The organism is Rhodococcus sp. OK611 (genome assembly GCF_003050885.1).
In the GTDB taxonomy this organism is placed as follows: Bacteria; Actinomycetota; Actinomycetes; order Mycobacteriales; family Mycobacteriaceae; genus Rhodococcus_G; species Rhodococcus_G oryzae.
In genome coordinates this window covers 59530-86439 of sequence record NZ_QAOZ01000024.1, presented here as the reverse complement: position 1 = coordinate 86439, position 26910 = coordinate 59530, and the positions used below count along the sequence as shown (strand labels likewise).

28 protein-coding genes and 1 pseudogene are annotated in these 26910 nt (G+C 69.1%); 13 read left to right on the top strand and 16 right to left on the bottom strand.

Annotation, left to right across the window (positions count from 1 at the left end; genetic code table 11):
- Window positions 1-1049, bottom strand: a 1049-nt coding sequence (locus tag C8K38_RS25660) for a DUF222 domain-containing protein (RefSeq protein WP_143548532.1), incomplete at its 3' end; no start/stop codon positions are given.
- A 153-nt stretch (window positions 1050-1202) separates the two neighbouring features.
- Between C8K38_RS25660 and C8K38_RS25655 the strand changes: the two genes are divergently transcribed.
- The 3 genes from C8K38_RS25655 to C8K38_RS25645 all read left to right on the top strand — a co-directional run bounded on the left by C8K38_RS25655 (window position 1203) and on the right by C8K38_RS25645 (window position 3739).
- Window positions 1203-1910, top strand: a complete 708-nt coding sequence (locus C8K38_RS25655) for a response regulator transcription factor (protein ID WP_097214258.1) — start codon at window positions 1203-1205, stop codon at window positions 1908-1910.
- A gap of 32 nt (window positions 1911-1942) precedes the next feature.
- The gene (locus tag C8K38_RS25650; protein ID WP_097214257.1) at window positions 1943-3229 is read left to right on the top strand and encodes a sensor histidine kinase; all 1287 of its coding nucleotides are present in this window, start codon (window positions 1943-1945) and stop codon (window positions 3227-3229) included.
- A 105-nt stretch (window positions 3230-3334) separates the two neighbouring features.
- The gene (locus C8K38_RS25645; protein ID WP_143548531.1) at window positions 3335-3739 is read left to right on the top strand and encodes a hypothetical protein; all 405 of its coding nucleotides are present in this window, start codon (window positions 3335-3337) and stop codon (window positions 3737-3739) included.
- 57 nt (window positions 3740-3796) lie between these two features.
- Here C8K38_RS25645 and C8K38_RS27940 read toward each other — a convergent pair whose 3' ends face one another.
- The 6 genes and pseudogenes from C8K38_RS27940 to pdxH form a co-directional block, all read right to left on the bottom strand.
- Entirely contained in the window at window positions 3797-4138 is a 342-nt protein-coding gene (locus C8K38_RS27940; protein ID WP_246045248.1) for an FKBP-type peptidyl-prolyl cis-trans isomerase, read from the bottom strand.
- A 30-nt stretch (window positions 4139-4168) separates the two neighbouring features.
- Window positions 4169-4519 (bottom strand): annotated as a pseudogene (locus tag C8K38_RS27935) (FKBP-type peptidyl-prolyl cis-trans isomerase); the annotation flags it as partial.
- A gap of 5 nt (window positions 4520-4524) precedes the next feature.
- Window positions 4525-5823, bottom strand: coding sequence for a citrate synthase (locus C8K38_RS25635; RefSeq protein WP_077042733.1), 1299 nt, complete (start codon window positions 5821-5823; stop codon window positions 4525-4527).
- Between the two features lie 111 nt (window positions 5824-5934).
- The gene (locus C8K38_RS25630; protein WP_097214243.1) at window positions 5935-6882 is read right to left on the bottom strand and encodes an aldose 1-epimerase family protein; all 948 of its coding nucleotides are present in this window, start codon (window positions 6880-6882) and stop codon (window positions 5935-5937) included.
- A gap of 96 nt (window positions 6883-6978) precedes the next feature.
- Entirely contained in the window at window positions 6979-8256 is a 1278-nt protein-coding gene (locus C8K38_RS25625; RefSeq protein WP_097214242.1) for an MFS transporter, read from the bottom strand.
- Window positions 8253-8954, bottom strand: a complete 702-nt coding sequence (gene pdxH / locus C8K38_RS25620) for a pyridoxamine 5'-phosphate oxidase (protein ID WP_257017840.1) — start codon at window positions 8952-8954, stop codon at window positions 8253-8255. The genes C8K38_RS25625 and pdxH overlap by 4 nt, the downstream gene beginning before the upstream one ends.
- Window positions 8955-9191: 237 nt before the next feature.
- Here pdxH and C8K38_RS25615 point away from each other — a divergent pair, with 237 nt between their 5' ends.
- From C8K38_RS25615 to C8K38_RS25600, 4 genes are all read left to right on the top strand, one after another.
- Window positions 9192-10316 (top strand): citrate synthase 2, encoded by a 1125-nt coding sequence (locus tag C8K38_RS25615; RefSeq protein WP_077042735.1) that lies wholly within the window; start codon window positions 9192-9194, stop codon window positions 10314-10316.
- Between the two features lie 49 nt (window positions 10317-10365).
- Window positions 10366-11481, top strand: coding sequence for a phosphoserine transaminase (serC, locus tag C8K38_RS25610; protein ID WP_027500951.1), 1116 nt, complete (start codon window positions 10366-10368; stop codon window positions 11479-11481).
- Window positions 11482-11631: 150 nt separating this feature from the next.
- Window positions 11632-12150 (top strand): hypothetical protein, encoded by a 519-nt coding sequence (locus tag C8K38_RS25605; RefSeq protein ID WP_257017839.1) that lies wholly within the window; start codon window positions 11632-11634, stop codon window positions 12148-12150.
- A 400-nt stretch (window positions 12151-12550) separates the two neighbouring features.
- Window positions 12551-13996 (top strand): flavin-containing monooxygenase, encoded by a 1446-nt coding sequence (locus C8K38_RS25600; protein ID WP_097214241.1) that lies wholly within the window; start codon window positions 12551-12553, stop codon window positions 13994-13996.
- A gap of 63 nt (window positions 13997-14059) precedes the next feature.
- Here the strand turns inward: C8K38_RS25600 and C8K38_RS25595 are convergent, their stop codons facing one another.
- Genes C8K38_RS25595 through C8K38_RS25585 form a run of 3 tightly spaced genes read right to left on the bottom strand, consistent with a single transcriptional unit; the run spans window position 14060 to window position 15751 of the window.
- Window positions 14060-14449: a RidA family protein gene (locus C8K38_RS25595; protein WP_179800716.1), complete on the bottom strand. Its 390-nt coding sequence runs from the start codon at window positions 14447-14449 to the stop codon at window positions 14060-14062.
- Window positions 14450-14488: 39 nt separating this feature from the next.
- Complete coding sequence (locus C8K38_RS25590) at window positions 14489-14974, bottom strand: nucleoside deaminase (protein ID WP_097214239.1); 486 nt, start codon at window positions 14972-14974, stop codon at window positions 14489-14491.
- Window positions 14975-15751 carry a hypothetical protein gene (locus C8K38_RS25585; RefSeq protein ID WP_097214238.1) on the bottom strand — a complete coding sequence of 259 codons (777 nt, stop codon included), beginning with the start codon at window positions 15749-15751 and terminating at the stop codon, window positions 14975-14977.
- 198 nt (window positions 15752-15949) lie between these two features.
- On the opposite strand from C8K38_RS25585, the gene sepH reads away from it, so the two are divergent.
- Both sepH and C8K38_RS25575 read left to right on the top strand, forming a co-directional pair.
- The gene (gene sepH / locus C8K38_RS25580) at window positions 15950-16819 is read left to right on the top strand and encodes a septation protein SepH (RefSeq protein ID WP_179800715.1); all 870 of its coding nucleotides are present in this window, start codon (window positions 15950-15952) and stop codon (window positions 16817-16819) included.
- An 88-nt stretch (window positions 16820-16907) separates the two neighbouring features.
- On the top strand, window positions 16908-17969 hold the full coding sequence (locus tag C8K38_RS25575; RefSeq protein ID WP_097214236.1) for an alpha/beta fold hydrolase: 1062 nt from the start codon (window positions 16908-16910) through the stop codon (window positions 17967-17969).
- Between the two features lie 261 nt (window positions 17970-18230).
- Here the strand turns inward: C8K38_RS25575 and C8K38_RS25570 are convergent, their stop codons facing one another.
- Window positions 18231-18800 carry a TetR/AcrR family transcriptional regulator gene (locus tag C8K38_RS25570; RefSeq protein WP_097214235.1) on the bottom strand — a complete coding sequence of 190 codons (570 nt, stop codon included), beginning with the start codon at window positions 18798-18800 and terminating at the stop codon, window positions 18231-18233.
- Window positions 18801-18893: 93 nt separating this feature from the next.
- Here C8K38_RS25570 and C8K38_RS25565 point away from each other — a divergent pair, with 93 nt between their 5' ends.
- Window positions 18894-19607, top strand: a complete 714-nt coding sequence (locus C8K38_RS25565) for a lysophospholipid acyltransferase family protein (protein WP_097214234.1) — start codon at window positions 18894-18896, stop codon at window positions 19605-19607.
- 23 nt (window positions 19608-19630) lie between these two features.
- Complete coding sequence (locus C8K38_RS25560) at window positions 19631-20365, top strand: DUF6928 family protein (RefSeq protein WP_097214233.1); 735 nt, start codon at window positions 19631-19633, stop codon at window positions 20363-20365.
- A gap of 7 nt (window positions 20366-20372) precedes the next feature.
- Here C8K38_RS25560 and C8K38_RS25555 read toward each other — a convergent pair whose 3' ends face one another.
- Together C8K38_RS25555 and C8K38_RS25550 are read right to left on the bottom strand one after the other, a co-directional pair.
- The gene (locus tag C8K38_RS25555) at window positions 20373-20648 is read right to left on the bottom strand and encodes a DUF2537 domain-containing protein (protein ID WP_097214232.1); all 276 of its coding nucleotides are present in this window, start codon (window positions 20646-20648) and stop codon (window positions 20373-20375) included.
- Window positions 20645-21451, bottom strand: a complete 807-nt coding sequence (locus C8K38_RS25550) for a TrmH family RNA methyltransferase (protein WP_027500962.1) — start codon at window positions 21449-21451, stop codon at window positions 20645-20647. The genes C8K38_RS25555 and C8K38_RS25550 overlap by 4 nt, the downstream gene beginning before the upstream one ends.
- A 57-nt stretch (window positions 21452-21508) precedes the next feature.
- Here C8K38_RS25550 and C8K38_RS25545 point away from each other — a divergent pair, with 57 nt between their 5' ends.
- On the top strand, window positions 21509-22711 hold the full coding sequence (locus C8K38_RS25545; protein WP_097214231.1) for a GNAT family N-acetyltransferase: 1203 nt from the start codon (window positions 21509-21511) through the stop codon (window positions 22709-22711).
- Between the two features lie 15 nt (window positions 22712-22726).
- Here the strand turns inward: C8K38_RS25545 and C8K38_RS25540 are convergent, their stop codons facing one another.
- Both C8K38_RS25540 and C8K38_RS25535 read right to left on the bottom strand, forming a co-directional pair.
- Window positions 22727-23158 carry a MarR family winged helix-turn-helix transcriptional regulator gene (locus C8K38_RS25540; RefSeq protein WP_097214230.1) on the bottom strand — a complete coding sequence of 144 codons (432 nt, stop codon included), beginning with the start codon at window positions 23156-23158 and terminating at the stop codon, window positions 22727-22729.
- Between the two features lie 34 nt (window positions 23159-23192).
- Entirely contained in the window at window positions 23193-24647 is a 1455-nt protein-coding gene (locus C8K38_RS25535) for an NCS2 family permease (protein WP_097214229.1), read from the bottom strand.
- Between the two features lie 79 nt (window positions 24648-24726).
- Here C8K38_RS25535 and C8K38_RS25530 point away from each other — a divergent pair, with 79 nt between their 5' ends.
- Window positions 24727-24975, top strand: coding sequence for a DUF2530 domain-containing protein (locus C8K38_RS25530; RefSeq protein WP_077042749.1), 249 nt, complete (start codon window positions 24727-24729; stop codon window positions 24973-24975).
- Window positions 24976-24981: 6 nt separating this feature from the next.
- Here the strand turns inward: C8K38_RS25530 and C8K38_RS25525 are convergent, their stop codons facing one another.
- On the bottom strand, window positions 24982-26907 hold the full coding sequence (locus tag C8K38_RS25525) for a YhgE/Pip domain-containing protein (RefSeq protein WP_097214228.1): 1926 nt from the start codon (window positions 26905-26907) through the stop codon (window positions 24982-24984).
- Window positions 26908-26910: the final 3 nt, after the last annotated feature.

Here is a 26910-nt window from a genome sequence, read left to right as displayed (position 1 = left end):
TCGTGGGCCCCGTCGCAGTCGGCGGCGCCGTGGTTGCCGTTGTCGGTCCCGTCGTCCTCCCGATGGGTGACCAGCCCTAGTTCCTCGGCCAGGTTGAGTGCCTCGGTGAGCAGTGCCTGCCACGTCCCGTCCGCCGCCAGCCTGCGGGCCAGCTCGGGGTCGATCAGTCCGTGGCCGTGCAGGTAGGCGGGTTCGGACAGTAGCCCCACCAGCGTCGCAACGTCCATGGTGACCTGGGTCAGCGGCGCCCGCCGCCCCGGCAGCGCGGCCCGGCCCGCCTGCGCGCAGTCAGTGCGGTCGCAGCTGCACCGCAGGTACGGCTCGCCGTGCATGATCGCCAACACCGCATCCACCAGCCGGCACTGCTTGCCGCGCTTGTCATGCGGACAGACCGTGGCCGCGAACTCGGTGACCAGCTGCATCACCTGCTCGGCCTCCTCCGGCGACACATTCACCTCGATGGCGGACATATTTCCGCGCGAACGCTTGACGATGCGGCGCCCCAACTCCTGCGCGGTTTCCCGTTGCGCGGCCGCCTCCTCCGCCGAGAACTCCGAGACGAGCCGCCCGATCTCACCGGCCAACGGGCCCGGCGTCAGCTGCCGCGCCGCCGCCACGATCCCCGGCTCCAATGCCGCCACCGTCTCCGGCTTCAGCCCCGTCGTCTCACGACTGATCGCCCGCACCCGAGGCAGATCCAACTCACCGGACTCGAACGCAGCCCGGGCAAGGGGCAGCCGCAACCGCAGGTCCATCCCCAGCGAGGCATGGGACTCCGCGACGGTCTTCGAGCAGCCCATCCGCACCGCCAACTCGGCGACCGCACCGTTGCCACAGTCCACGATGTCACCCGACCCCAACCGGACATCGCGCTCGATCCACGACTCCCAGAACCGGCCCGCCGCCAACACCTTCCGCGCCGCAAACCGATTCTCCGCCCGACAAGACCGATCGACCTCGTCGAGGGCAGCGACATCGGCCAGCAGCGAGGCGGCCTCCGCCTCGACACCGGACCTCACCTCACCGACCCCGCCACCGTTCTCGAACATACATTCGATTCTACGCCGAGGGTCTGACAAGAAATCAAGAGTTTCGGCGTTGGACCCACCCAGATCTATGCGCCGCCCAGACGAGTGTCAATCCAGGTTGACACCAGCGCCTTGCCGCAGAATTTCCATCACCGTTCCGGGCACAATGGCGTGGTGACCGAACCCGCCAACGCCACCCTCCTCGTCGTCGATGACGACGAGGACGTGCTCGTGTCCCTGCGACGGGGCCTGCGCCTGTCCGGCTTCACGATCCTGACCGCCTCGGACGGGGCCGAGGCTCTCACCGTCGTCGCCGACCGCTCCCCAGACGCCATCGTCCTCGACATGAACATGCCGGTCCTCGACGGCGCGAGCGTCGTCACGGCGTTGCGTGCCATGGGCAACGACATCCCCATCTGCGTGCTCAGCGCCCGCGCCTCCGTCGACGACCGGGTGTCGGGGCTCGAGGCGGGCGCCGACGACTACCTCGTCAAACCCTTCGTACTCGCCGAACTGGTCGCCCGCATCCGCGCGATGCTGCGCCGCAGGACGACGCCGCCCGCCGCACCCGCACCGCAGGGCGCGATCACCGTCGGCCCGCTGACCGTCGACCTGCTGGGCAGGCGGGCCCACGAGGGCGACCGCGAAATCGAGCTCACCAAAAGAGAATTCGAGCTGCTGGCCATCCTCGCCCGCAACAGCGGCGTCGTGCTGAGCCGGGAGCGGCTGCTCGAGCTCGTATGGGGCTACGACTTCGTCGCCGACACCAACGTGGTCGACGTGTTCGTCGGCTACCTGCGACGCAAGCTCGAATCGAACGGCTCGCCCCGCCTCCTGCACACCGTCCGAGGAGTCGGGTTCGTGCTCCGGGAAATGCCGTGAGGCGCGGGCACTCGTACTCGCTGCGGGTCCGGGTGGCGGCCGCCACCGCCCTCGGCGCCACCATCATCGTCGCGCTGCTCGGCGTCTTCGTCGCCCTCGCGATCTCCCGCAACAACATGAGCCAGCTCGACCGCAGGCTGGAGACCGCCGCGAAGGTGCTGATCGTCAACATCGGCACCGCCTCGATGTTCCTGCCCCGGTTCGGCGACGCGGGCGCGTTCGCCGTCACGATCCGCAACGACGGCGCGCTCGCCGCCAGCACCCCCACCCAGCTCCCCGAGCTGCCCGAGGGCGCCGCCACGGTGAACGTCGACCACACCGCGTACCGCGTGAACACCACCGCAGTGGCGGGCACCACTACGACGGTCTCGCTGGCGGTGCCCGCCGCCGAGGCCAAGGACGTGACCGCAGATCAGCAGCAATGGGTGCTGATCGCCGGGCTGCTCGCGATCGCCGCCGCGGCCGGACTCGGCTGGATCTTCGGCGGTCGGGCCGTCCGCCCGATCGTGCAGCTCACCCACCAGATCGGCGGCGGACCACCGCAGGAGGGCCCGCCGCCGACTGCGTCCGGGGTCCGCGAGGCCGAGGAGCTGGCCGACGCCATCGAGCTCATGCTGCGACGCATCGCCGAGGCCCAGTCCCAGACGACCGCCGCCCTCGATACCGCACGCGACTTCGCGGCCGTCTCCGCGCACGAGCTGCGCACCCCGCTGACCGCGATGCGCACCGACATCGAGGTGCTCAGCACCCTCGAGCTCGACGAGTCACAGCGGGCCGAGATCCTCGCCGACCTGGCCCGGACCCAGGGCCGCGTCGAGGCCACCCTGTCCGCGCTCGAACGCCTCGCCTCCGGGGAACTGTCGAGCGACGACGACCACGTCCCGACCGATGTCGTCGAACTCTGCGACCTCGCCGCCCAGGACGCGCGGCGACACCATCCGGACGTACAGGTCCGGGTCGAATCCGAGCCCTCGCTGGTGATCCGCGGCCTGTCTGCCGGGCTGCGCCTGGCGCTGGACAACGCCATCGCCAACGCGATCCGCCACGGCGGCGCCACGCTGGTGGTCCTCGCCGCCCGCCGCACGTCCCCCGACACCGTCAGGATCACCGTCGACGACGACGGCGCCGGGGTGCCCGAGACCGAGCGCGAGGCGGTCTTCGCGCGTTTCTACCGCGGCGCCGGCGCCAGCAAGGGCGGTTCCGGCCTCGGGCTGGCGCTCGTGGCACAGCAGGCGCAGCTGCACGGCGGCCGCGCATACTTCGAGGTCAGCGACCTCGGTGGGGCCCGGTTGGTGCTGGAGTTCCCGCACCGGCCGTGAGCCGGGGGATGTGCGATCGCCCCTGAGCGAGTAACGATGGACAACGGCACGCCCGCAAACCGGGCGGTCGCCATCATCCCTAGACGACTCGCGAAGGGAAGAACAATGCTCACCAGAAATACCCGTGTGTCCGCCGCGCTGCTGATCGCCGGAGCCGCCGCCGCGGGCGCGCTGTTCAGCGCGCCGGTTGCCGGCGCCGCCACCCCGATGGGCGGTCAGATCGGGACCGACCCTGCGTGCGGACCGGTGGTCGCGGGTCCATCGGGGACCATCAAGATCCACAACGCGCAAATCCCCAGTGGCCTGGGCGGGATCGTGGTGAGGAACTTCTTTCAGTTCCCCGGCGGAACGACACCGTCGGTGAGTCTCGACCCGGGCGACATCAAGACCATCATCGTCACGACCGGTCCCGCGGCAGGAGGCTTCGGCATCGGACAGGTCGCCGGCAGCTACCAGCTACCGGGCGCGATCACCTGTGTCGTGAACGTGCCGTTCGTCCTCGAACCCTGAGCACGCGAAAGGCCCCGTACCGCAACGCGATACGGGGCCTCTCGAGGCAAAGATCTGCTAGACGTCCAGCAGGTCGATGACGAAGACCAGGGTCTTGCCGCCGAGCGGGTGACCCGAGCCGGCCGGCCCGTAGGCGAGCTCCGGCGGGACGGTCAGCTTGCGGCGACCGCCCACCTTCATGCCGGGGATCCCCTCCTGCCAACCGGGGATCAGCCGGCCGAGCGGGAACTTCACGGACTCGCCACGCTGGAACGAGGAATCGAACACCTTGTTCGTGTCGAACTCGACACCGTGGTAGTGGACATCGACGACGCCACCGGGCTGCGCTTCCGCGCCGTCACCGACGGTGATGTCCTCGATGACCAGCTCGGCCGGGGCCGGACCCGTCGCGGGCTCGATGACCGGTGCGGCGGGCGGAACCACGACATCGAGCAGGTCGATGACGAAGACCAGGGTCTTGCCCGAGAGCTGGTGCCCGGCGCCTGCCGGACCGTAGGCCAGCTCCGGCGGGATGGTGAGCTGCCTGCGCCCACCGACCTTCATCCCCGGGATGCCCTCCTGCCAGCCGGCGATGAGGCCGGACAGCGGGAAGTTGATGGACTCGCCGCGGCTCCAGGAGGAATCGAACTCCTCGCCGGACTCGAACTCGACGCCGAGATAGTGGACCTCGACCTTGGCGCCGGGCGTGGCCTCCGCACCGTCGCCGACGGTGATGTCCTTGATCACGAGCTCGGTCGGCGGGGGGCCGTCCTGGAACTCGATCACGGGCTCGTCACTCATCCGAGTCACCTGCTTCCCAGATCGGTGTAGTTACGCTCGTTGTAGCCGGTGTAGATCTGACGCGGGCGGCCGATCTTGGTGGCCGGGTCCTCGTGCATCTCGCGCCAGTGCGCGATCCAGCCGGGCAGCCGGCCCATGGCGAACAGCACGGTGAACATCCGGGTCGGGAAGCCCATCGCGCGGTAGATCAGGCCGGTGTAGAAGTCGACGTTCGGGTACAGCTTGCGCTCGATGAAGTAGTCATCGGTGAGCGCGGCCTCCTCGAGCGCCTTCGCGATCTCGAGCAGCTCGTCGTCGCCGCCGAGCTTGGCCAGGATGGTGTCCGCGGCCTTCTTGGCGATCGCCGCGCGCGGATCGTAGTTGCGGTAGACGCGGTGCCCGAAGCCCATGAGCTTCACGCCGTCTTCCTTGTTCTTGACCTTGCGGACGAACTCCTTGACGTCGCCGCCGCCTGCCTTGATCTCGTCGAGCATCTCGAGCACGGCCTGGTTGGCGCCGCCGTGCAGCGGGCCCCAGAGCGCGTTGATGCCGGCCGAGACCGAGGTGAACAGGTTGGCGTCCGACGAGCCGACCATGCGCACCGTCGACGTCGAGCAGTTCTGCTCGTGGTCGGCGTGCAGGATCAGCAGCATGTCCAGCGCCTTGGCGACCTCGGGATCGACCTCGTACGGCTCGGCCGGGAAGCCGAACGTCATCCGGAGAAAGTTCTCGACGAGCGAGAGCGAGTTGTCCGGGTACAGGAACGGCTGCCCGACGGACTTCTTGTACGCATAGGCCGCGATGGTCGGCATCTTCGCGAGCAGGCGCGTGGTGGAAAGCTCCACCTGCTCCGGGTCGTCGGGGTCCAGCGAGTCCTGGTAGTACGCGGACAGTGCGTTCACCGCGGAGGACAGCACCGGCATCGGGTGCGCGTTGCGCGGGAAACCGTCGAAGAACCGCTTGAGGTCCTCGTGCAGCAGCGTGTGGCGCTGGATGCGGGTGGTGAAGGCGGCCAGCTCGTCGACCGAGGGCAGCTCGCCGTAGATCAGCAGGTAGCTGACCTCGAGGAAGGTCGAGCCCTCCGCGAGCTGCTCGATCGGGTAGCCGCGGTAACGCAGGATTCCCTGTTCGCCGTCGATGTAGGTGATCGCCGACTTGGTGGAGGCGGTGTTGACGAATCCGGGATCCAGGGTGGTGTACCCGGTCGCGGACAGGAGCTTGCCCAGCTCGATGCCGTCATTGCCCTCAGTTGCTCGGGCAATCGTCATCGCATGTTCGCCACCGGGGTAGCTGAGCGTCGGTGTGGTGTCATCGGCAGCGGGCACGAAGGATCCCTCTCAAACTCGGATCAGCGAGTAGCACTATCAGTCGGATAGAACCTAGTCGCTGTTACGCCCCCTTGCCCAGGGAGGGTCCACGCCGAGTGGGATTTACCACTAGAGCGCGCCGAGACCCCAGGTCCCCGTCCAGGTCTCGCCGGACCGCAGTACCACCTGGTCGATGCCCGTGTTGAACGCGTCCGGCGGGCAGGTCATCGGTTCGATCGCCAGCGCTCGGCCGCGGCCGGGATAGCCCTGACCGCGCTCCGGATCCGCCGTGAACACCTGGATCCAGCCGAACTGGCGGTCGGTCCACAGCACCGCCCCCGAACCGTCCGGGGCGCGTAACTCGTGCCGGGCACGGCCGTCCGGATCCGGGACGATCGAGCTGAAAGGCGTGTCCAGCCAGACGCCGTCGAGCGAGCGGGGGGCGGTGAAGTCGAATTCGGTGCCGTACACCGACTCGGAGTTGCCCACCGGCAGCATCCGCTCCTGGTCCAGCGGCAACCGGGTGCCCGCGGTCAGCCGCAGCGTGCACTCGTCGAGCGGGGTGTCGCCGGCCCGGACGAAGGTGTGCACGCCCATCCCGAACGGTGCAGGCATCGCGCCGATGTTCTCGGCCGTGTGCGTGACGGTCAGCCCCGCCGGTCCCAGCTCGTGCGTTGTCGTGAGCTGCAGCGGGTAGGGCCAGCCCTTGTGCAGGCCGAGGCGGATGCTCTGCCGCACCCGGTTCGGGGTGTGCTCCTCGAGCTCCCAGTCGTCGCGGCGCACCAGCCCGTGGATCGCGTTGTTCCTGGCGGGCTCGGTGATGGCCAGCTGATGTTCGACGCCGTCGAAGATGAAGTAGCCGTCGCGAATCCGATTCGGCCACGGCGCGAGGACCAGTCCGGCGGACAGTGGCGGCTTCTCCCCCGCGGGCGAGGTCTCGGTGAGCGGACTGCCGCCGATCTCCAGCAGCCGGAGACCGGCCCCACGGGGGACGACCTCGGCGCGGTAATCACCGTGCTCGATCTTGAAGCTGCTCAGACCGGACGAGCGAACGGCGCCGTTGACGGACTCAGACATGACACGACTCGCACATGGCACACAGTGTCCACCAATCGGCGCGCGACGGCACCCATCCCACCAAAGCCACCGCCCCGTGGGATCGGTCGCGTGAGATCAGTCGTGCCGCACCCGGTACCGCAGGAACATCGGGAACGCGAGGCAGGCCAGTCCTACCCCGATCACCACCAGCACCCCGCCGCCGGCCGCGGCGGCCGCGGTGCCGACCGCGAAGGCCGCCGCGCCGTGCAGGACGTCGCCGATCCGCGGCCCGCCCGCGACCACCACGATGAACACCCCCTGCAGCCGCCCGCGCATCTCGTCGGTCGCCACCTGCTGGAGCATCGTGCTGCGGAACGCGGCCGAGACCATGTCCACGGCGCCGCCAAACGCGAGGAAACCGAGGGCAACCCAGAGCAATACCGCCGAGCTTTCGGGGGTGGCGAACCCGACGGCGACACCGAAGCCGACCATCGCCAGGCCCCACGCCACGATGCAGGCCACCACCGCCCGTCCTTGGTACCTGACCCCAGGCAGCCACCCCGAGAACACGCCGCCGATCACGGCGCCCGCCGACATGGCCGCGAACAGCAGACCCAGCGCGACGCCGCCGCTCACCGGGTCGCCGAAGCTCTCGTGCGCGATCTGCGGAAACAGCGCCCTCGGCATGCCGAACACCATCGCGATGATGTCGACGACGAACGACGCGAGCAGGACCTTCTGCGTGGACAGGTACGCGAAGCCGTCGAGCACCGCCCGGAGCCCGGCCCTGGTGGCGGTGCCGGTCGGCGGCAGCGCGGGCAACCGCAGCACCGCCCACAGCGTCGCCATCAGCGCGATCGCGTCGACCAGGTACAGCACGGCCAGCCCGGTCAACGGGACGAGCACACCCGCCAGCAGCGGGCCCGCGATCGCGCCGAACTGGAAGACCGTCATGTTCAACGAGTTGGCGGCAGGCAGCGCTCGCGAGGGCAGCAGCCGCGGGATGATCGCATTACGGGTCGGCGAGTTGACCGCGAAGAACGCCTGCTGCAGCGAGAACAGCCCCAACACCAGCCAGACGTTGTTCACCCCCGCCGCGGCCTGCGCCCCGAACAGCACCGAGGTGACCGCGAGCCCGATCGTCGTGAACGTCATCAGCCTGCGGCGGTCCATCACATCGGCGAGCGCGCCGCCCCACAGGCCGAAGACGACGAGCGGGACCAGCCCGAACAGGCCGGTCAATCCGACATAGGCCGAACTCCTGGTGATCTCGTAGACCTGGAGCGGCACCAGCACGACACTGATCTGGGCGCCGATCACGGTGACGATGCCCGCCACCCACAGCCGACGGAAGTCCTGGTTCTGCAGCGGCGTGACGTCGGCCAGCAGCCGCCTGCGCGTGACCTCGGTCAAGGCTGCAATCGCTCCGCGGTCCAGACGCCGTCCGTCAGCGTGGTCTTCACCCGGTTGTGCATCCGGTTCGCCCTGCCCTGCCAGAACTCCACGCTGTCCGGACGGAGCAGGAAGCCACCCCAGTTCGGGGGCACCGGCACGTCGTCGACGTCCGCGAACCTGGCCGTGACCTCGGCCAGCTGCGCCTCGAGCGCGGCGCGGGAATCGATGGGGCTCGACTGGTTCGAGGCCCAGGCACCGAGCTGGGAACCACGCGGCCGGGTGTGCCAGTACTTCTCGGTGACCAGCGGGTCCACCCGGGAGACCGATCCCCTGATCGTCACCTGGTGGGCGAACGCGATCCAGGAGAAGGTCGCCGACGCGTAGGGGAAGCCGGCCAGCTCCCGCGCCTTGTTCGACTCGTAGTTGGTGTAGAACACCAGCCCGTCCTCGGACAGCCCCTTGCACAGCACCGTCCGCGAGGCCGGCCTGCCCGCCGCGTCGACCGTGGCGAGCACCATCGCATTGGGTTCGGCGATGCCGGACGAGCGCGCCTGGTCCAGCCACCGGCGCAGCAACGGGTACCAGCCTCCGCGCAGCGATTCCGCGCCGAGATTTCCCTCCGGCACAGCAGGATTCGGGTCCTGATGGGCATAGCCGACCCGCATCGCGGCGAGGTCGGGGTTCGCGGCGGACTCGGGCTCGGAATCGGGTGACACAGCCGCTGACGTTACTCCCGGGTATGTGCCGCTCACCCACGCCACGCAACGGGCTAGAGTTTGACCTGACCCACCCTGTCGACCGTGGATCGCACCCGCGATTCCCGCGAGGCAGGGTCACCAGTCACGGCGGCGCAGAGCCTGCACACCATGCATGCGCCCCGCAGACGGCGATGACTTAGGCGGAGCAGCCCGGACCGGGCGAATACCGAAGACGACGAGGAGAGTCCACGAGCAATGGCAGCGAGCGCGGCAGTACCCGAGGATTTTGTCAGCGGTCTCGAGGGCGTCGTCGCCTTCACCACCGACATCGCCGAGCCTGACAAGGACGGTGGCGCGCTGCGCTACCGCGGAGTCGACATCGAGGACCTGGTCGGTCGCGGCGTCACCTTCGGCGACGTCTGGGCACTGCTCGTCGACGGCGAGTTCGGCCAGGGCCTGCCGCCCGCCGAGCCGTTCCCGCTGCCGATCCACACCGGCGACGTCCGCGTCGACGTGCAGGCCGGCCTGGCCATGCTGGCGCCGATCTGGGGATACCAGCCGCTGCTCGACATCGACGACGACACCGCCCGCGAGCAGCTCGCCCGCGCCTCGGTGATGGCGCTGTCCTACGTGGCGCAGTCGGCCCGCGGTGTCTACCAGCCCGCCGTGCCGCAGAAGGTCATCGACGAATGCCCCACCGTCACCGCGCGTTTCATGACCCGCTGGAAGGGTGACCCGGACCCGGCGCACACCGAGGCCATCGACGCGTACTGGGTCTCCGCCGCCGAGCACGGCATGAACGCCTCCACCTTCACCGCCCGGGTCATCGCCTCCACCGGCGCCGACGTCGCGGCGTCGCTCTCCGGCGCCATCGGCGCAATGTCCGGCCCGCTGCACGGCGGCGCCCCGGCCCGCGTCCTCCCGATGATCGAGGAAACCGAGAAGAGCGGTGACGCCCGCGCTCTCGTCAAGGGCATCCTGGACCGCAAGGAGAAGCTGATGGGCTTCGGGCATCGCGTGTACCGCGCCGAGGACCCCCGCGCCCGCGTGCTCCGCGCCACCGCCAAGCGCCTGAACGCGCCCCGCTACGAGGCCGCCGCCGCGCTCGAGCAGGCCGCCCTCGCCGAGCTGCGCGAGCGCCGCCCGGACCGCGCGATCGAGACGAACGTCGAGTTCTGGGCCGCCGTCATCCTCGACTTCGCCGAGGTCCCGGCGCACATGATGCCCGCGATGTTCACCTGTGGCCGTACCGCCGGCTGGTGCGCGCACATCATGGAGCAGAAGCGTCTCGGCAAGCTGGTCCGCCCGGCTGCCATCTACACCGGACCCGAGCCCCGCACCCCCGAGTCCGTCCAGGGCTGGGACCAGATCGCCGGCTGATTCGGGCCCTCTGCCCGTTCGCACCACCAACGAGAAGGAACTCGAACCGATGACCACCCCGATCATCCCCGCCGACCTCAAGCCCGTCGATGGCCGATTCGGTTGCGGACCGTCCAAGGTCCGCCCCGAGCAGCTCCAGTCGCTCGTGGACGTTGGCGCCTCGGTGTTCGGCACCAGCCACCGTCAGAAGCCGGTCAAGGACGTCGTCGCCCGGGTGCGTTCCGGCCTGGCCGACCTCTTCTCGCTGCCCGAGGGCTACGAGGTGGTGCTCGGCAACGGTGGCACCACCGCGTTCTGGGACGCGGCCGCGTTCGGCCTGATCCGCGAGAAGTCCCTGCACCTGACCAACGGCGAGTTCAGCTCCAAGTTCGCCTCGGTGGCCAAGGCCAACCCGTTCATCGGCGACCCGATCGTCGTCTCGGCCGAGCCGGGCAGCGCGCCCGCGCCCGTGTCGGACCCGTCGGTCGACCTCATCGGCTGGGCGCACAACGAGACCTCCACCGGTGTCGCGATCCCCGTGTCGCGTCCGGCCGGCTCGGAGAACGCGCTCATCGCGATCGACGCCACCTCCGGTGCGGGCGGCCTGCCGGTGAACATCGCCGACTCGGACGTCTACTACTTCGCACCGCAGAAGTGCTTTGCCTCCGACGGCGGGCTGTGGATCGCGATCATGAGCCCGGCCGCCCTGGCCCGCGTCGAGGAGATCAAGTCCACGGGCCGCTGGACCCCGGACTTCCTGTCGCTGCCGATCGCGGTGGACAACAGCTCCAAGGACCAGACGTACAACACCCCGGCGCTGGCCACCCTGCTGCTGTTCGCGAACCAGATCGAGTGGATGAACAGCAACGGCGGGCTGGACTGGGCCACCAAGCGCACCGCCGATTCGTCCTCGCGCCTGTACAACTGGGCCGAGGCCAGCGAGTTCGCCACCCCGTTCGTCGCCGATCCGGCGCACCGCTCCCAGGTCGTCGGCACCATCGACTTCGACGACAAGATCGACGCAGCTGCGGTGGCGAAGATCCTGCGCGCCAACGGAATCGTGGACACCGAGCCGTACCGCAAGCTGGGCCGCAACCAGCTGCGCGTCGGTATGTTCCCGGCGATCGATCCCGAGGACGTCACCGCGCTGACCAAGAGCATCGATTGGGTGGTCGGCCAGCTCTGAGCCGAACCCAGCAACAGTCAGCCCCCGACATCGCCTGCCGGGGGCTGACTGCTTTCTACGGCAGACCGCATCCGCATGGGTTGCCGCACTTCTCGGCCCAGGGATGACAGGATCGGCAGCGACTGACATCGATTGGGAGGGAATCGCTTGATGTTCAAACGCAGTTTCGTCGTCCTCGCCGCACTGACCCTGGCCGCGTTCGCCGCGGGATGCGGAAATGACTCCTCGGACATATCCACGACCACGACGTCGGCGGCGATGTCGACCACGTCCGCGCCGACCACCACGGCCGCGCCGGCGACCCCGGCCGCACTGACCCCGGAAACCCCTCCGGTGTCGCTGCCGCCGGTCGTGGTGTCCCCGGCACAAGGACCCGTCGGCGCGGACGGCTCCACCGGCAACAACCTGAGCACCGAATACTGTGCGCGCAACCAGGATCCGGGATGCCCCATCGGCAGCTACGTCGCACCGGACGCCATCCCGCACCCCGATGGCAGCGGAAAGTACGTTCCGTGTGAGGGCACCATCTGCACCAACCCGGACCACGGCGCAGGGACCGACCCGCAGCAGAACGGCGGCGCGGTGATGGAGAACCCGAACGGCGACGGCACGGCAGTCCCGTGCGAGGGCACCATCTGCACCAACCCGAACAACGGTGCGGGCGGGTAGCCGCCCCTAGGGGCCGGTGATCGTGGTCAGGGAAACTCGCTCGGATGTCGTCGCGGCCCGCCGCCTCGAGCAACGCGGAGAACGCGGTGGCCTCCTCCGCGGATGCGCGGCGGGCCGTGTCGGCCAGGAAGGTCGGGTCGTCGAACAGGTCGGCAACGGCGTCGGCCGCACGGGCAAGGGTGAAGATGTCATACATGGCAGATCGGTCCTGACAACTGCGGTGAGCACGAAGTCCCTCCGCCAGAGATTAGCTTAGCCTGCACTGTGTTAGGTCTGCCTAAGTAAAGGCGACAGAGGATCGCAAGTCAACACAGGTGGCGACCGGTCACCATTTCGGAACGACAGCCTATGCGGTACCTTCGGTCACATATACATTGCCCCGTCTCCGAGGAGGTCCGCCGTGACCGAACACATCGACGTGCTGATCGTCGGTGCCGGACTGTCCGGGATCGGCGCCGCCCACCAGATCCAGGCCAAGTTCCCCACCCGGTCCTTCGCGATCTTCGAGTCCCGCGATGCCATCGGGGGCACCTGGGATCTGTTCCGCTACCCCGGGATCCGGTCGGACTCCGACATGCAGACCCTCGGCTATCGGTTCCGGCCGTGGACGGACGAGAAGACGATCGCGGACGGCCCGGCCATCCTGGAGTACGTCCGGGACACCGCCCGCGAGGCGGGGATCGACAAGCAGATCCGATTCGGACACCGGGTGGTGCGCGCCCAGTGGTCGAGCGAAGACACCCGATGGACCGTGGAGGCCACGCACGGCGACGACACCGTCGCGGTCACCTGCGACTTCCTCTACGTCTGCAGCGGCTACTACCGCTACGACGAGGGATTCACTCCGAACTTCGAAGGCACCGACCGCTTTCAGGGCCGGATCGTGCACCCCCAGCACTGGCCCGAGGACCTCGACTACACCGGCAAGAGGGTCGTCGTGATCGGCAGTGGCGCCACCGCCGTCACCCTGGTGCCCTCGATGTCCGACCGGGCCGAGCACGTGACGATGCTGCAGCGCTCCCCCACCTACATCGCCGCCCTGCCCGCCAAGGACCCGACCACCAACGGGCTGCGGCGACTGCTCGGCGACAGGCTCTCCTACCCGATCGCCCGTTGGAAGAACGTCGCGTTCTCCACCGCCACCTACCAACTCAGCCAGCGCCAGCCACGCCTGGTCAAGTGGTACCTCCGGCGAGCCCAGCAGCGAGCACTGCCCGCCGGGTACGACATCGACACCCACTTCACGCCGAGCTACAACCCCTGGGACCAGCGGATGTGCCTGGTGCCGGACGGCGACCTGTTCCGGGCGATCCGCCACGGCGAGGCGTCGGTGGTAACCGACCGGATCGCGACCTTCACCGAGCGGGGCCTCGAGCTCGAGTCCGGCGCGGAGCTCGCGGCCGACGTAATCGTGACCGCGACCGGCCTGAACCTGCTCGCGTTCGGAGGGATCGAATTCGCCGTCGACGGCCGCGAGGTATCTCTGCCGGACACCCTCGCCTACAAGGGCATGATGCTCAGCGACGTGCCCAACTTCGCCTTCACGGTCGGCTACACCAATGCGTCCTGGACGCTCAAGGCCGACCTCGTCGCCGACTACGTGTGCCGTCTCCTGGCGCACATGGACCGGCAGGGTCACACGGTGTGCGTGCCGACCAACGACGACCCGGCCCTGTCCACCCGCCCGCTGCTCGACTTCGCCGCCGGTTATGTCCAGCGCTCCATCAACGAGTTCCCCAGGACCGGCACCAAGGCACCGTGGCAGCTCGGCATGAGCTACGCGCACGATGTGGTGACGCTGCGGCACGGCCGGCTCGAGGACGACGCGATGCAGTTCAGCTCCTGATCCGGGAAACAGCTCAGCCCCCGACTTCGCGTCGGGGGCTGACCTGTTGCGGCGAGTGGAGATCTACTCCGCGATGATCGCGTCGGCCTCGATCTCGACAAGCAGCGCGGGATCGATGAGCGCGCTCACCTCGAGGATCGTGGTGGCGGGACGGATCTCGCCGAAGACCTCACCGTGCGCGAGACCGGCCTCTTCCCAGCGGCTCATGTCGGTGAGGTAGATCCGGGTGCGGATGACGTCCTCGGGCTTCGCGCCCGCCTCTGCGAGGGCGGCGACGATCCGGCTGACCGCCTCACGGGTCTGCTCGGCGAGGCTGTCACCGCCGACCGGGCCGTCGGGTCCCGACGCGGTGGTACCGGACACCGACACCTGCCGGCCGATGCGGACGGCCCGCGAGTATCCGATCTTCGACTCCCAGTCGGAGCCGGACGAGATGTTGTTTCGATTCGACATGGCGCTGATTCTGTCAGCCGCCGAGTCGCCTTCCGCAGGCTAGTCCGGGTTCGCCGCCACGAAGCGCAGGAACGGGTCGAGCGCCTCGTCGCCGAGGTGCGGCCCGCTCACCTCGATGCCTGCATCGGCGGACGCGATGACGTCCGCACACCCGAGCCCGAAGCGCGGTCCACCCTCGAGGATCGCGCCGAACCCCGCAGCCGACGCCGCGAACACGACCCGACTCACCCCCGCCCACACCATCGCCGCGCCGCACATCGGGCACGGCTCCCCGCTCGCGTACACGGTGCTGCCGACCAGGTCGTCCGTGCGACCCTCCGCACAGGCGGTGGTGATCGCGTCGAGTTCCGCGTGCTCGGTCACGTCGCCGGAAGTGGCCACGGAGTTCGCGCCCTCGCTGATCACCTCGCCGTCCGCGCCGACGACCACCGCACCGAACGGCCGGTTGCCTGCCTCTCCGGTCTCGTTCGCGAGCTCGATTGCCCTGCGCAGGTTCGCGAGGTCATCGGCTTCGAGGCCAGTCATCTACTCTCCCTTTCGCAGAAATGCCTGTGCGGCGACCCCCGCCGCGATGAAGGTGTATCCCAACCAGCCGGGGCCGCCGTCGGCGGTCAGGATCAGGATGCCGACCGGGATCAGCCACACCGCCAGCGGGGCCAGCAACGCGCTCAGTGGTGGTCGCGGATCCTCCGGATACCAGGCCGAGAACTGCAGCGCGATCAGCATCGCCGCGGTCTGGATCACCCACCCCGTCCACAGGTTGTCGCTGTCGCGCAGCACCGCATCGCCGTAGAACCCGGCGATCGCGGCGACCAGGAACGCCGCGGCGCACACGCCGGTGATCACGTAGTTGATCCGCAGGAACCGCGGTGTCCGCCAGTACTGCTCGTCCACCTCCTCGCGCGCGTACTGGATGGTGAACGGCATCCGGGCCAGCATCGAGCCGACCGCGATGACCACCAGCGTGATGTTCGCGATCTCGCCGACCCAGGTCTCCATCCAGTCCTGCCCCGCCTGGTCGAGCAGAAAGTGCACCGCCAGCAGCGCCGCGAAGAACACGACGTCGATCACGCCGAGCAGTTTCATGGACCGCCCGCGCAGCAGATCGACGGCGACGAACAACACAGAGAGCGACAGTGCGATCCCGGCAGCCCAGGCGAGGCGACCCGGACCCTCGACGACCGCGAGCACGATCCACGGAGCGAGCCCGGTCAGGGGGCCGTCGAGCATCGCGCCGACCGCGTCCCACGCCCGACGCGCGGGCGAGGGAGCTGCCCGCATATCCGGAGCCTTCTCGATCATCGCTGTGCCCTCGCCGGTCCGACCACGTCCGATTTCCTGAGGGTAGCCCCGAATTCGACAGAATTTCGGCCAGAGACAATAGCGCGCCCCGATCCAAACCTGTTGACCGGGCGAGGCGTGTCCTGACCCGACCCCCATCACGGGTCGATTACAGTCGGCAAGGGCAATATCGCGAGCTACGCGATGAGGGAGGTCACGGTGCGAGAACTTCGAGTGATCGGACTTGAGCCCGACGGAACACACATCGTGTGTGCCGACAGCGAGAGCGGCGAGCGCTTTCGTGTACCAGCCGACGACAAGCTTCGCGCCGCCTCTCGGGGCGACGTCGCCCGGTTCGGGCAGATCGAGATCGAGACCGAGAGCCGCATCCGCCCCCGCGACATCCAGGCCCGCATCCGGGCCGGTGCCACGGTCGAGCAGGTGGCGACCGAGGCCGGTGTGTCGGTCAAGAAGATCGAGACCTTCGCGCACCCGGTGCTCCTCGAACGCTCGCGTGCCGCCGAGATGGCGCAGGCCGGTCACCCGGTGCGCGAGAACGGCCCCACCGTCCTGACCCTGGCCGAGATCGTCGGCCTCGCCTTCCGCGCCCGCGGCCACAACCTCGACGAGGCCGAGTGGGACGCGTGGCGCGACGACGAGGGCCATTGGATCGCCCAGCTCGAATGGCAGGCCGGGCGCACCCGCAATGCGGCGCACTGGCGTTTCCAGCCGGACTCCCACGGCGGCACCATCGCCCCGCTCGATGCGGCCGCGACCGACCTGATCGATCCCGATTTCGGGCGCCCGCTGCGCGGACTCGCCCCGATCTCCGCCGAGGACCCGCACTCCCCAGTCCTCGAAGCCGTGATCGAGGCCGAGGTCGAAGAAGAGATGGCGGAGTCCGAGTCGCTCGAACCCGGCGCCATGGATGCCCTCTTCGAGGAGGAGGACATCGTCCCCGCCGAGGACGAGGAGCACCAACCGAAGCCGGCGCCGCAGCACCAGGGCGCGAAGGACAAGCGCGGCAAGCCCTCACTGCCGTCCTGGGACGACGTCCTGCTCGGCGTGCGCAGCAGCGGTCGCGGCTGACCGATACCCGAACCGACTCCCGCCACGGGGGATCACTTAGAGTTACGCCGAGTAACACTAAGTATCTGACGTGAGCAGGGGGAAGACTGTGCTTGATTTCGACTGGCGTCCGCGGCTGAACACGCTGACCCGGAACGCATGGGGCCTGACGTTCGGCGACGGAGTCCAGGCGGCCGAGCCGACCCCGTCCGAGCAGATCACCCGCGGCCTGCACCGGGACCTGTACCGGTTCGGCCCCCAGATCGGCACCAACCCGGTCCTCCTGGTGCCCCCGCTCGCCGCGCCTGCCCAGTGCTACGACCTGCGCCCGGGCCAGAGCCTCGCGGCACACCTGCTCGACAGTGGTCGTACGCCCTACCTCGTCGACTACGGCACCATGACGTCCGCGGACCGGGGCCTCGGTTTCGAGGCCTGGGTCGACGACATCATCCCGGAGGCCCTGCGGCACGTCTCCGAGCTGCACGACGGCGCGCCCGTCGACCTGATCGGATGGAGCCTGGGCGGGACGATCTCGCTGCTCACCGGGGCGGCGCACGCCGACCTCCCGATCAGGACGATCGCCGCGATCGGCACGCCGGTCGACTACACGGAGATCGCGGCCATCGCACCGCTGCGGGCCATCGGCCGGATCACCGGAGACCGGCCGCTCACCACCGCCACCTGGGCACTGGGCGGCCTGCCCGCCCCCGTGGTGCAGGCCAGCTACCGGGTCACGGCACTGCAGCGTGAGTTGACCAAGCCGTGGTTCATCGCGCGCAACCTGCACGACACCGAGACGTTGGCCCGGATGGAATCCATCGACAAGTTCATGGCCGCCATGCCGGGCTACCCGGCCCGGTTCTTCCATCAGATCTGCACCCAGTTGATCCTGGGAAACACCCTGGCGGCGGGGCAATTCCGGCTCGGATCCCGCACGGTCGAGCTGTCCGCGCTATCGGTGCCGGTGCTGGCGGTCGGCGGCACCGATGACGTCATCGCGCCGGTCGCCTCCGTCGCGCGCATCACCGACCTGCTGACCGGGGCCCCATCGGTCCGATTCGAGACCGCGCCGGGCAGCCACCTCGGATTGCTGGCGGGCCCTGGCGCGAAGCAGACCACCTGGGCGCAGATCGACGACTTCCTGAGCGAGACCGCACCGCAGCTGGTCTGAGGGCTCACCCGCCGAAGAGCAGCAGGCTCGGGTGCGTCGCAGCTCCGCACCCGAGCCCTCGAGCAAGCTAGATCCCCGTCGAGCCGAAAATCATGGCGATCGTCAACAAGATGCCCCCGATCACGCCCGACAGGGGGTTGGCGTCACTGAGCAGAAATTCACCGAGAGATCCCATATCGCTTCTCTTTCCAGTTGTGATCGATGGTCACGCGGAGACTACAGAAAAGTGAATCGCTGCCTGTTTGCTTTCGGCATGAGGGCTCATCCGTGGGCGAGGTGCGCGTCCACGGTCCGACCGACGAGGGCGCCCGCGCCCTGCGGGTCCCCGATGACCTGCAGGGCGCGGTCGGCCGCCAGCACGGCCATCCCGTGCAGTCCCGTCCAGATCCCGAGCGCCCGCTCCCTGGCATCCGCGCTGCCCGCGGTCGCCTCCTCCACCAGCGCGACGAGCGACCCGAACAACGGCAGACTCGTGCTCCGCAGTTCCGCCCCCGAACCCTCGAGCAGGTCGTGGCGGAACATCAGCTCGAACATCGCGCGCCGACGATCGGCAAAGCGCACGTAGGCCCAGCCGAGCGCGACGAGCCGGTCCCGGGCAGGCAGGTCGCCGTCGTCCAGGGTGGACCGGACAACGGCCGCGAGGTCGGCAAGGCCCTCGGCCGCGATCGCCGCGAGCAGCGCCTTGTGTGTCGGGAAGTACCGGCGCGGGGCGCCGTGCGACACCTCCGCCGCCCTGGTGATCGCGCGCAGGCTGACCCCCGCGATGCCCTCCCGCTCGAGCAGCTCGACACCACACCTGACCAGCTTGTCCCGTAGCGGTTCGTCGTCCACGTAGACATTGTCTAACACTCGGTGACAGAATCGGCGACCTACGCGTAGACACTGTCTACGACCGGTCGATCGATCACCTCGGGAGCGCGCACTGTGTGGTACTGGCTGTTCAAGTACGTCCTGATCGGACCCGTCCTGCGCCTGTTCGGCAGGCCGACGATCGAGGGCGCCGAGCACATTCCGCCGACCGGGCCGGTGATCCTCGCAAGCAACCACCTGACCGTCGCCGACTCGTTCTTCCTGGTCCTCATGGTGCGACGGCGCATCACCTTCGTGGCGAAGAGCGAGTACTTCACCGGCACCGGACTCAAGGGCAGGCTCACGCGCTGGTTCTTCTCCTGTACCGGACAGGTCCCCATCGACCGCAGCGGGGCGGACGCCGCTCGGGGCGCACTGACGACGGCGACCGGGATTCTCGAGGCGGGCGGCGTCTGGGGCATCTACCCCGAGGGCAGCCGCTCACCCGACGGGCGGTTGCACCGCGGCAAGACCGGCGTCATGCGGGTCGCGCTGCCCACCGGCGCCCCGGTCCTGCCCGTGGTGATGCGCGGCACGCCCGCGGTCAATCCGATCGGTTCCCGGATGTGGCGGTTCGGCAAGGTCCACATCACCGTGTGCGCGCCACTGGATCTGGCGCATCACCGCGCGGCCGTTCCGAGCGAAGGGACGGTGCGCGAGGCGACCGACGAACTGATGCGGACCCTGCTCGCCAACTCCGACCAGGAATACGTGGACGCGTATGCGGCCAAACGGGTGGGGGTTTCGCTCCCACACGAAACCGCGCCCAGGTCGTACCCTTTCAGGTAAGCGACGAAAGGGAGGTGCAGGCTGTGGGGGCCAAAGCATCAACTATCTGGTACGTCGACGCCCCCGATCCCATGGCCGTCCTCCGCGATCATCCCGAGCCCGACGCCGAGGCGGCACACGCGCTGGTCGGCAAGCTCTATCCCGAAATGATCATCACGCCACTCGAACCCGGCCCCCTCGCCACCTCGGCCGGGGTGTCACCCGGCGTGGTCTACGTCGGCAGCTATCCCGGGCTCACGGTCGTGTGCGGATCGAACCTCACGGTGCACGATCCGTCGAAACTCGATGAATCCTGGACTCGCCCACTGGCTTCCGAGCGCACCTATCTGATGTGTACCGAACCGGACACCGCCTGGGCATCTTTCGCGTACTGGGAACGCGGGGCCCTGCGCCGCTCGTTCAGCGCGACGCCGGTGCACATCTACGAGGACTTCGGATTGCCGCTGGTGTGGGAACGAGGGTTCTGGGCCGGGGAACATCCCATGGCCTACCCGGCGGAGGTGCTGCCCGACCCGCAGGCGCTGCCGTTCCATCCCGGCGAGTTCGCCGAGGCGGCCAACGCCGAGTGGCTCGGGTTCCGCTACACCGGGCCCGTCCGCGACGGCGAGATCGACCCCGCCACCGTCGGAGTCTGCGGTTTCGCCGTCTACAAGGAGGGCGAGGCGCCTCCCTCGATCCTCTCAGGAAAGCCCGACCGCGCGCCCCGGGTCGGACTCTTCCGCGGGATCCGCCAGTGGTTCGGGTTCGGCTTCGACTGACCCGAGGTCAGCCGGCCCCGGCCAGCAATGCGATCCACCCGGCGACGACTCCCACCACGGCGCCGAGCACCGCCCAGCGCCACACCGGCACCGTCCGCCACTGCCACAGTGTCGGCGCCACACCGACCGCGACCAGCACATTGACCACCAGCGCCAGCAGCGGGTGCACCGCCGCCATCGCCGCCCCGCAGGCGGCCACCCCGACGCCGGTGAGCACGGCCGCGAAACCCGACACCACAAGGCCGGTGGCCCACGGTGTGCGGGCGCCGACCGGACCACTCATCCGGCCGTCCTGACCCGTTCGTAGAACGCCATCGCGGCCGCGGTCGCCACGTTCAGGGAGTCGGTTCCCGGCGCCATCGGAATCCGCGCGCGCACATCGGTGTTGCGCATCGCGTACTCCGACAGTCCCGGCCCCTCGGCCCCGAGCAGCAGCGCCACCTTGTCCCCCGTCATCGCCTCGGCCAGCGTCACCGCCGACGGATTCGGGGTCAGGGAGATGAGCTGAAATCCGTTGTCCCTGAGCACATGCAACCCGCGCGGCCACTCCGGCACCCGCGCGAACGGCACCCGCAGCACGTGCCCCATCGACACCCGCACCGCCCGCCGGTACAGCGGGTCGGCGGTGCTGCCGCCGAAGAGGACGGCGTCGACCCCGAGTCCCGCGGCGTTGCGGAACATCGAGCCGATGTTCTCGTGGTCGTTGACGCCCTCGAGCACCGCGACGGTGCGCGCACCGCGCAGCACCTCCTCCAGCTCCAGCGGGGGTGGGCGGTGCGCGGCTGCCAGCACGCCGCGGTTGAGATGGAACCCGACCACCTCGGCCATCACGTCGGCGGAGGTCCGGTAGAACGGGACGTCGACGCCCTCGAGATCGTCGGCCAGCTCGCTCAGCCGCCGATCCACGCCGAGCAGGCTGATCGGCTCGAACCGGGAGGCGAGCAACCGCTGCGCCACCAGCACGCCCTCGGCGATCACCAGACCCTTGCCCTCCGGCAGATCCGGACGCCGATCCGACGAGTTCAGGTCGCGGAAGTCGTCCAGGCGGGTGTCGGCCGGATCGTCGATATCGATTACGTGAACCACACCGCCATCCTGCCGTACACCACAGTGCCACCTACAAATCTGTGCCACCCTCGAAGGATGACCGAAAGGGCGATCGCGATCAGGACGGCAACGGAGACGGACTGGGACGCGGTCGCGCTGCTCGATGCGCACGCGTTCGGCTTCCACCCCACCGACGAGGACATGGCCTTCACCCGGCGGTTCGCCCGAACGGAGGACGTCATCCTGGCCACCGACGGCGACCGGCCCGTCGCGGTGGTGATGCACTTCGCGATGCGGATCACCGTCCCCGGCGGAACCCAGCTGGATCTGCCGGGGGTTTCCTGGGTCTCGGTCGCGCCGACCCACCGCAGGCGCGGCATCCTGCGCGCACTGTTCACCGAACAGCACCGGCGGTTCGTCGCGGCGGACGCACCGTTGTCGATCCTCACCGCCACCGAGGCCACCATCTACGGCCGCTTCGGCTACGGTCCCGCGACCAGCGAGCTCGCGGTGTCGGTGGACCGGCGTTCGGCCCGGATCCGTGACACCGCAGCGGATCCGGGCGGGGTGGCCCTGGTGCCACCAGCCGACGCCCGCGCGGCGCTGCCCGCGATCTACGACCGTTGGCAGGCGCGCACTCCCGGGGCCCTGGCCCGGCCGAAGGTGTACTGGGACCGGATGTTCGCCGATCTCGAGCACCGCCGCGACGGCGCCTCCGCCCTGTTCTATCTGGTGCACGCGGACGGCTACGCGACCTATCGTCGCAAGCAGACCCCTGGCGGGATGGTCGCGGTGGTCGATGACCTCGTCGCCGCGACCGACGAGTCGTATGCGGCGTTGTGGCGGGTGCTCGCGGGTATGGACCTGATGAGCGAGATCCGGGTCGATCAGGCCGCGGACGACCCGCTGCCGTGGCTGCTGACCGATGCCCGGCTGCCGCGGGTGACCTCGCGGGACGACGCCGTCTGGGTGCGCATCATGGACGTGCCTGCCGCGCTCACCGCGCGCACCTTCGCCGTCGACCTGGACGTGGTCCTCGAGATCCACGACCCGTTCCTCGACGCGGGCGGCAATTTCTCACTGCGGGTGGTGGACGGCCGGGCCACGGTCAACCGAACCGATGCTCCGCCGCAGGCCCGTCTCGATCTAGACGTACTCGGCAGCCTGTACCTCGGAGGTCACCGGGCGCGCTCGTTCGCTCGGGCCGGGCGGCTGTGGACGAGCGACGAGGCGGTCCTCGACCTGCTGGATCTGGCCTTCCGCGCCGACCGGGAACCGTTCGCAGGCTGGCACTTCTAGGCCGACGCGGAGGCGCTACTCCGAGTCGCTGACCATCGAACTGATGATCTCGACCGACTCGCGGAGCACGGCGATCTGCGAGTCGTCGAGCGCCGCAAGGCGATCGTTCATCCACTTCTCCCTGGCGCTGGTCTCGTCTGTCACCAGGGCCTGACCGGGGTCCGAGAGGGACACGATGATCTGGCGGCCGTCGGTGGGGTGCGGTGTCCGCACGACAAGGCCCAGCTCCGCGAGCGAGGCGATGACCCGGGTCATCGACGGCGGCTGCACCCGCTCCTTGGCCGCAAGCGCACCCGGCGTCATCGGCCCGTCCGCGGAGAGGCTGGCAAGCGCCGACAGCTGCGTCAACGACACCTGAGAGTCGGTGCGCCGCCCGCGGAGATGCCGCGTCAGACGCACGACGGCCAACGAGAGATCACTGGCCAGGGTGCGAGTATCCAATGTCACCCTCCGGAGGATACGGCACTACCTGACAAGCGGTTCAGGTAATCGCATCCGTGATGGGTCCGACTGCGAAATAGGCCACGAACAGGCCCGCGACCACCCACAACAGCGGGTGGATCTGCTTGATCTTGCCGCTGAACGCACCGATCACAACCCAGGCGATGAAGCCGACGCCGATGCCGTTCGCGATCGAGTAGGTGAAGGGCATCACGACGATGGTCAGGAACGCCGGCAGCGCGATGTCGAACTTGGTGAAATCGATGTCGCGGACCTGGCCGATCATCAGCGCGCCGACGATCACCAGGGCGGGCGCCGCGGCCTCGATCGGCACCACGGAATACAGCGGGGTCAGGAACATCGCGGCGAGGAACAGCAGTCCGGTGACCACGTTGGACAGCCCGGTGCGGGCGCCCTCCGCGATGCCCGAGGCGGATTCGACGAACACCGTGTTCGAGGAGGCGGACGCGCCACCGCCGACGATCGCGCCTGCACCCTCCACGACGAAGGCCTTCCCGATCCCGGGCAGGTTGCCGTGCTCATCGGCGAGTCCGGCTTCCTTACCGAGGCCGGTCATGGTGCCCATCGCGTCGAAGAAGTTGGCGAGCACCAGGGTGAAGACCAGCAGGCTGGCGGCCAGCACACCGATCCGGGTGAAGGCCCCGAACAGGTTCACGTCGCCGACCAGGCTCAGATCCGGCATCTGCGCGAGCACGTCCGGCATCGTCGGGACGCTGAGGTTCCAGCCGCTCGGGTTCACCCCCTTCGAGGGGCCGACATGCCAGATCGCCTCGATGATCGCGGCCAGCACCGTCGTCACCACGATGCCGATGAGCAGGCCACCGCGGACCTTGCGCGCCACCAGGATTCCCATCAGCAGCACGCCGAAGACGAAGATCACCGTCGGCCAAGTGGAGATGGAGCCGCTGATTCCCAATCCGACAGGAACGCTGGTGCCCGCGACATCCGGGATGCGCCGGACGAAGCCGGCGTCGACGAATCCGATGAACGCGATGAACATGCCGATACCCGCGACGATGGCCGACTTGAGCGCGTCGGGGACCGCGTTGAACACCGCGGTCCGGAAGCCCGAGATCGCCAGCACCACGATGATGATGCCGTCGATCACCACCAGGCCCATCGCCTCCGGCCAGGTGACCTGCGGCGCGATCGTCACCGCGAGCAGCGCGTTGATGCCGAGGCCCGCGGCGATGCCGAACGGGTAGTTCGCGATGATGCCGAACGCGATGCTCATGACACCGGCGACGAGCGCCGTCACCGCCGCCACCTGGGTGACCGGCAGGATGTTGCCGAGCACGTCCGTCTTCGCGGCCGCGTCGTCAGGAGAGAAGCTGCCGAGGATCAGCGGGTTGAGCACGACGATGTACGCCATCGCCACGAAGGTGACCAGGCCGCCGCGGACCTCGTTGCTGACCGTGGAACCACGTTCCGTGATCTTGAAGTAGTTGTCCAGGAGCCTCGAGGTTCCAGCCATAGCGTCCAATGTCCCAATCGCCGAAGGTGCGCGTCGCACCTGGGAGGTTAGGGCAAAGGGGAACGGGTAGCTTAATCATGTGACCGAGACCCGCGACGACCCGTTGATCCCTCGCAGGCTCACCGATCCGCGTCCGGTGGTGACGATCGGCACACTCGCCTGGCTGGTCACCACCGCGGTGGTGCTCGCCTCGGGTGAGCGCTGGCACGCGGCGCTGCCGATCTGTCTGGCCGGATTGGCCGTCGGCGCACTCGGATTCACGCTGTTCCTCGTCCAGCGGGCCGCCGCGCGCCGCGGCAGCAAGGGCGCGCAGCGCGGCCTGAGCTGACCGGGCCTAGACCCGGCTCGGCTCCATCGTCGGGTCGTCCCCGGCCTCGAACTCCTCCAGCTCGTCGTACTCGTCGTGATACTCCTCACCCGCGACCGGATCCTCCGTTCGCCTGCGCCACCAGAGCGTCACCGCCACGGCGGCGGCCACCAGCGCCAGCAGTACCAGGACCGCGAACCAGAACCTCGGACCGTAGTAGCCGCTGAGCGTCATCCGGAGGGCGTTCCTCGCGTAGGTGAGCGGCATCAGTGCCTGCAGCCAACGGAACGGCTGCGGCATCTGCTCGATCGGGAACACACCGCCGAACGAGAACAGCTGGACCATCAACAGACCCAGCGCGATGAAGGTGCCGTTGACGGCACCGAAAACGACGGTGAGCATCCGGGCGAGCGCGAGGGCCGCCGCGCCGATCAGCAGCATCACCGCGACCATCATCACCACGCTCGGCGGCTCCGCGCCCGTCAGGGTGATCGCGGCGATCGAGGCCAGCACGGCGCCGCCTGCCATGATCGCGGCGGGCATCCGGTAGCGCCGGAGCCCGTCGCGCCTGGTCGGCCTGATCACGAACCAGATGAGGATCCCGAGCAGGAACAGCGCCACGGACATCACCACCGGCACGGCACCGGGACCGAAACCGGCCGCGACGTTGATGTTCTGCGGGCTCAGGCTCACCGGTGACGCGAGCATCGCGGCCGTGGCCTTGCGCTCGTCCGGCGTGAACGCAGGCACCTGTGCCGCGCCGTCGGCGAGACCCTTGGCGAGCTCCGCGCTGCCGTCGTCGAGCTGTCCGACTCCGACCTGGAGCTCACCGAGGCCGTCGCGCAACTGCACGCCGCCCGCGTCGAGCTGTCCCAGTCCGGAGTTCAGCTCGGCCGCGCCCGCGTCGAGCTGGTGCGCACCGTCGGCCAGTTGACCCAGCCCGCCCGACAGTTCGCCTGCACCCGCGGCCGCGGACTGAAGCCCGCCCCGGTAGTCCGCCGCCGGGTCCGAGAGCTGGAAGGCGAGCTCCCGCGCGCCCGCTTGCAGCTGCTTGAGCTGGCCAGCCACGTCCTCGTCACCGGTCGGGAGCCCGGCGGCGACCATCGTGTCGACGAGCGGACCGACCACCGTGTCGATCACCTCGCTGATCTGCTTGGCGCCCGCGCCCAGCTCGTCGGTGCCCGAAACCAGCTGCGAGAGGCCGTTGTTCAGTTCGGCCGCGCCCGCCGCTGCCTCATCGGCGCCCGCGGCGAGCTCCGAGGCGCCCGCGGAGAGCTCCCCGCTGCCCGCGTACGCCTCGCTCAGGCCCGAGGAGAGCTCGACGCTGCCGTCAGCGAGCTGGGTGGTGCCCGACAGCGCCTCCCCGGTACCCGCCGAGAGCTGGCGAGCCCCCGAGGCGGCCTCCTCGAGCCCCTTGCCCACGTCGCCGAGCCCGACGAGCACCTGGTCCACCGACTGCTCGCCGATCGATTCGGAGACCGCGGACCGCACCTGCGCCATCAGACCCTCGCCGACCGGCGTCGCGACCAGGCTGTTGTGGTCGTTGTAGACGACCTCGAGCCGCGCCTTCTGCGCGTCGGGCGTCCCGGCGCTGGCGATGTCGGCGCTGAAGTCCTGCGGGATCACCAGCGAGAAGTAGTACTCCCCGTCCTCGACACCCGCGGTGGCCTGCTCCAGGTCCACCTCCTGCCAGGCGACATCGCCACTCTCGATCAGCGAGGCGGCCACGTCCTTGCCTGCCTCGAGTCGGGTGCCGTCCATGTCCGCGCCCGCGTCGTTGTTGACGATCGCGACGGGCAACCGGTCGAGGGTGTCACCGGGGTTCCACAGCGCCCACATGTAGAAGCCGATGAGCGCCAGCGGGGCGATCACGATAGCGGCGAGCACTCCACGGCTGAGATGGATCCGACGCGTGGGCTGGTCGGGAACGCCAGGGGTGGCTGCTGCCGCCATGGG

Bases quoted from the DNA above. Each gene is read 5' to 3' on its own strand.
- C8K38_RS25545 (WP_097214231.1), top strand. From the start codon at position 21,509: ATGACCGAAAGGGCGATCGCGATCAGGACGGCAACGGAGACGGACTGG.
- C8K38_RS25645 (WP_143548531.1), top strand. From the start codon at position 3,335: ATGCTCACCAGAAATACCCGTGTGTCCGCCGCGCTGCTGATCGCCGGA.
- C8K38_RS25535 (WP_097214229.1), bottom strand. From the start codon at position 24,647: ATGGCTGGAACCTCGAGGCTCCTGGACAACTACTTCAAGATCACGGAA.
- C8K38_RS25585 (WP_097214238.1), bottom strand. From the start codon at position 15,751: ATGATCGAGAAGGCTCCGGATATGCGGGCAGCTCCCTCGCCCGCGCGT.
- C8K38_RS25525 (WP_097214228.1), bottom strand. From the start codon at position 26,907: ATGGCGGCAGCAGCCACCCCTGGCGTTCCCGACCAGCCCACGCGTCGG.
- C8K38_RS25590 (WP_097214239.1), bottom strand. From the start codon at position 14,974: ATGACTGGCCTCGAAGCCGATGACCTCGCGAACCTGCGCAGGGCAATC.
- C8K38_RS25595 (WP_179800716.1), bottom strand. From the start codon at position 14,449: ATGTCGAATCGAAACAACATCTCGTCCGGCTCCGACTGGGAGTCGAAG.
- C8K38_RS25605 (WP_257017839.1), top strand. From the start codon at position 11,632: ATGTTCAAACGCAGTTTCGTCGTCCTCGCCGCACTGACCCTGGCCGCG.
- C8K38_RS25630 (WP_097214243.1), bottom strand. From the start codon at position 6,882: ATGTCTGAGTCCGTCAACGGCGCCGTTCGCTCGTCCGGTCTGAGCAGC.
- C8K38_RS25615 (WP_077042735.1), top strand. From the start codon at position 9,192: ATGGCAGCGAGCGCGGCAGTACCCGAGGATTTTGTCAGCGGTCTCGAG.
- serC (WP_027500951.1), top strand. From the start codon at position 10,366: ATGACCACCCCGATCATCCCCGCCGACCTCAAGCCCGTCGATGGCCGA.
- C8K38_RS25555 (WP_097214232.1), bottom strand. From the start codon at position 20,648: ATGAGTGGTCCGGTCGGCGCCCGCACACCGTGGGCCACCGGCCTTGTG.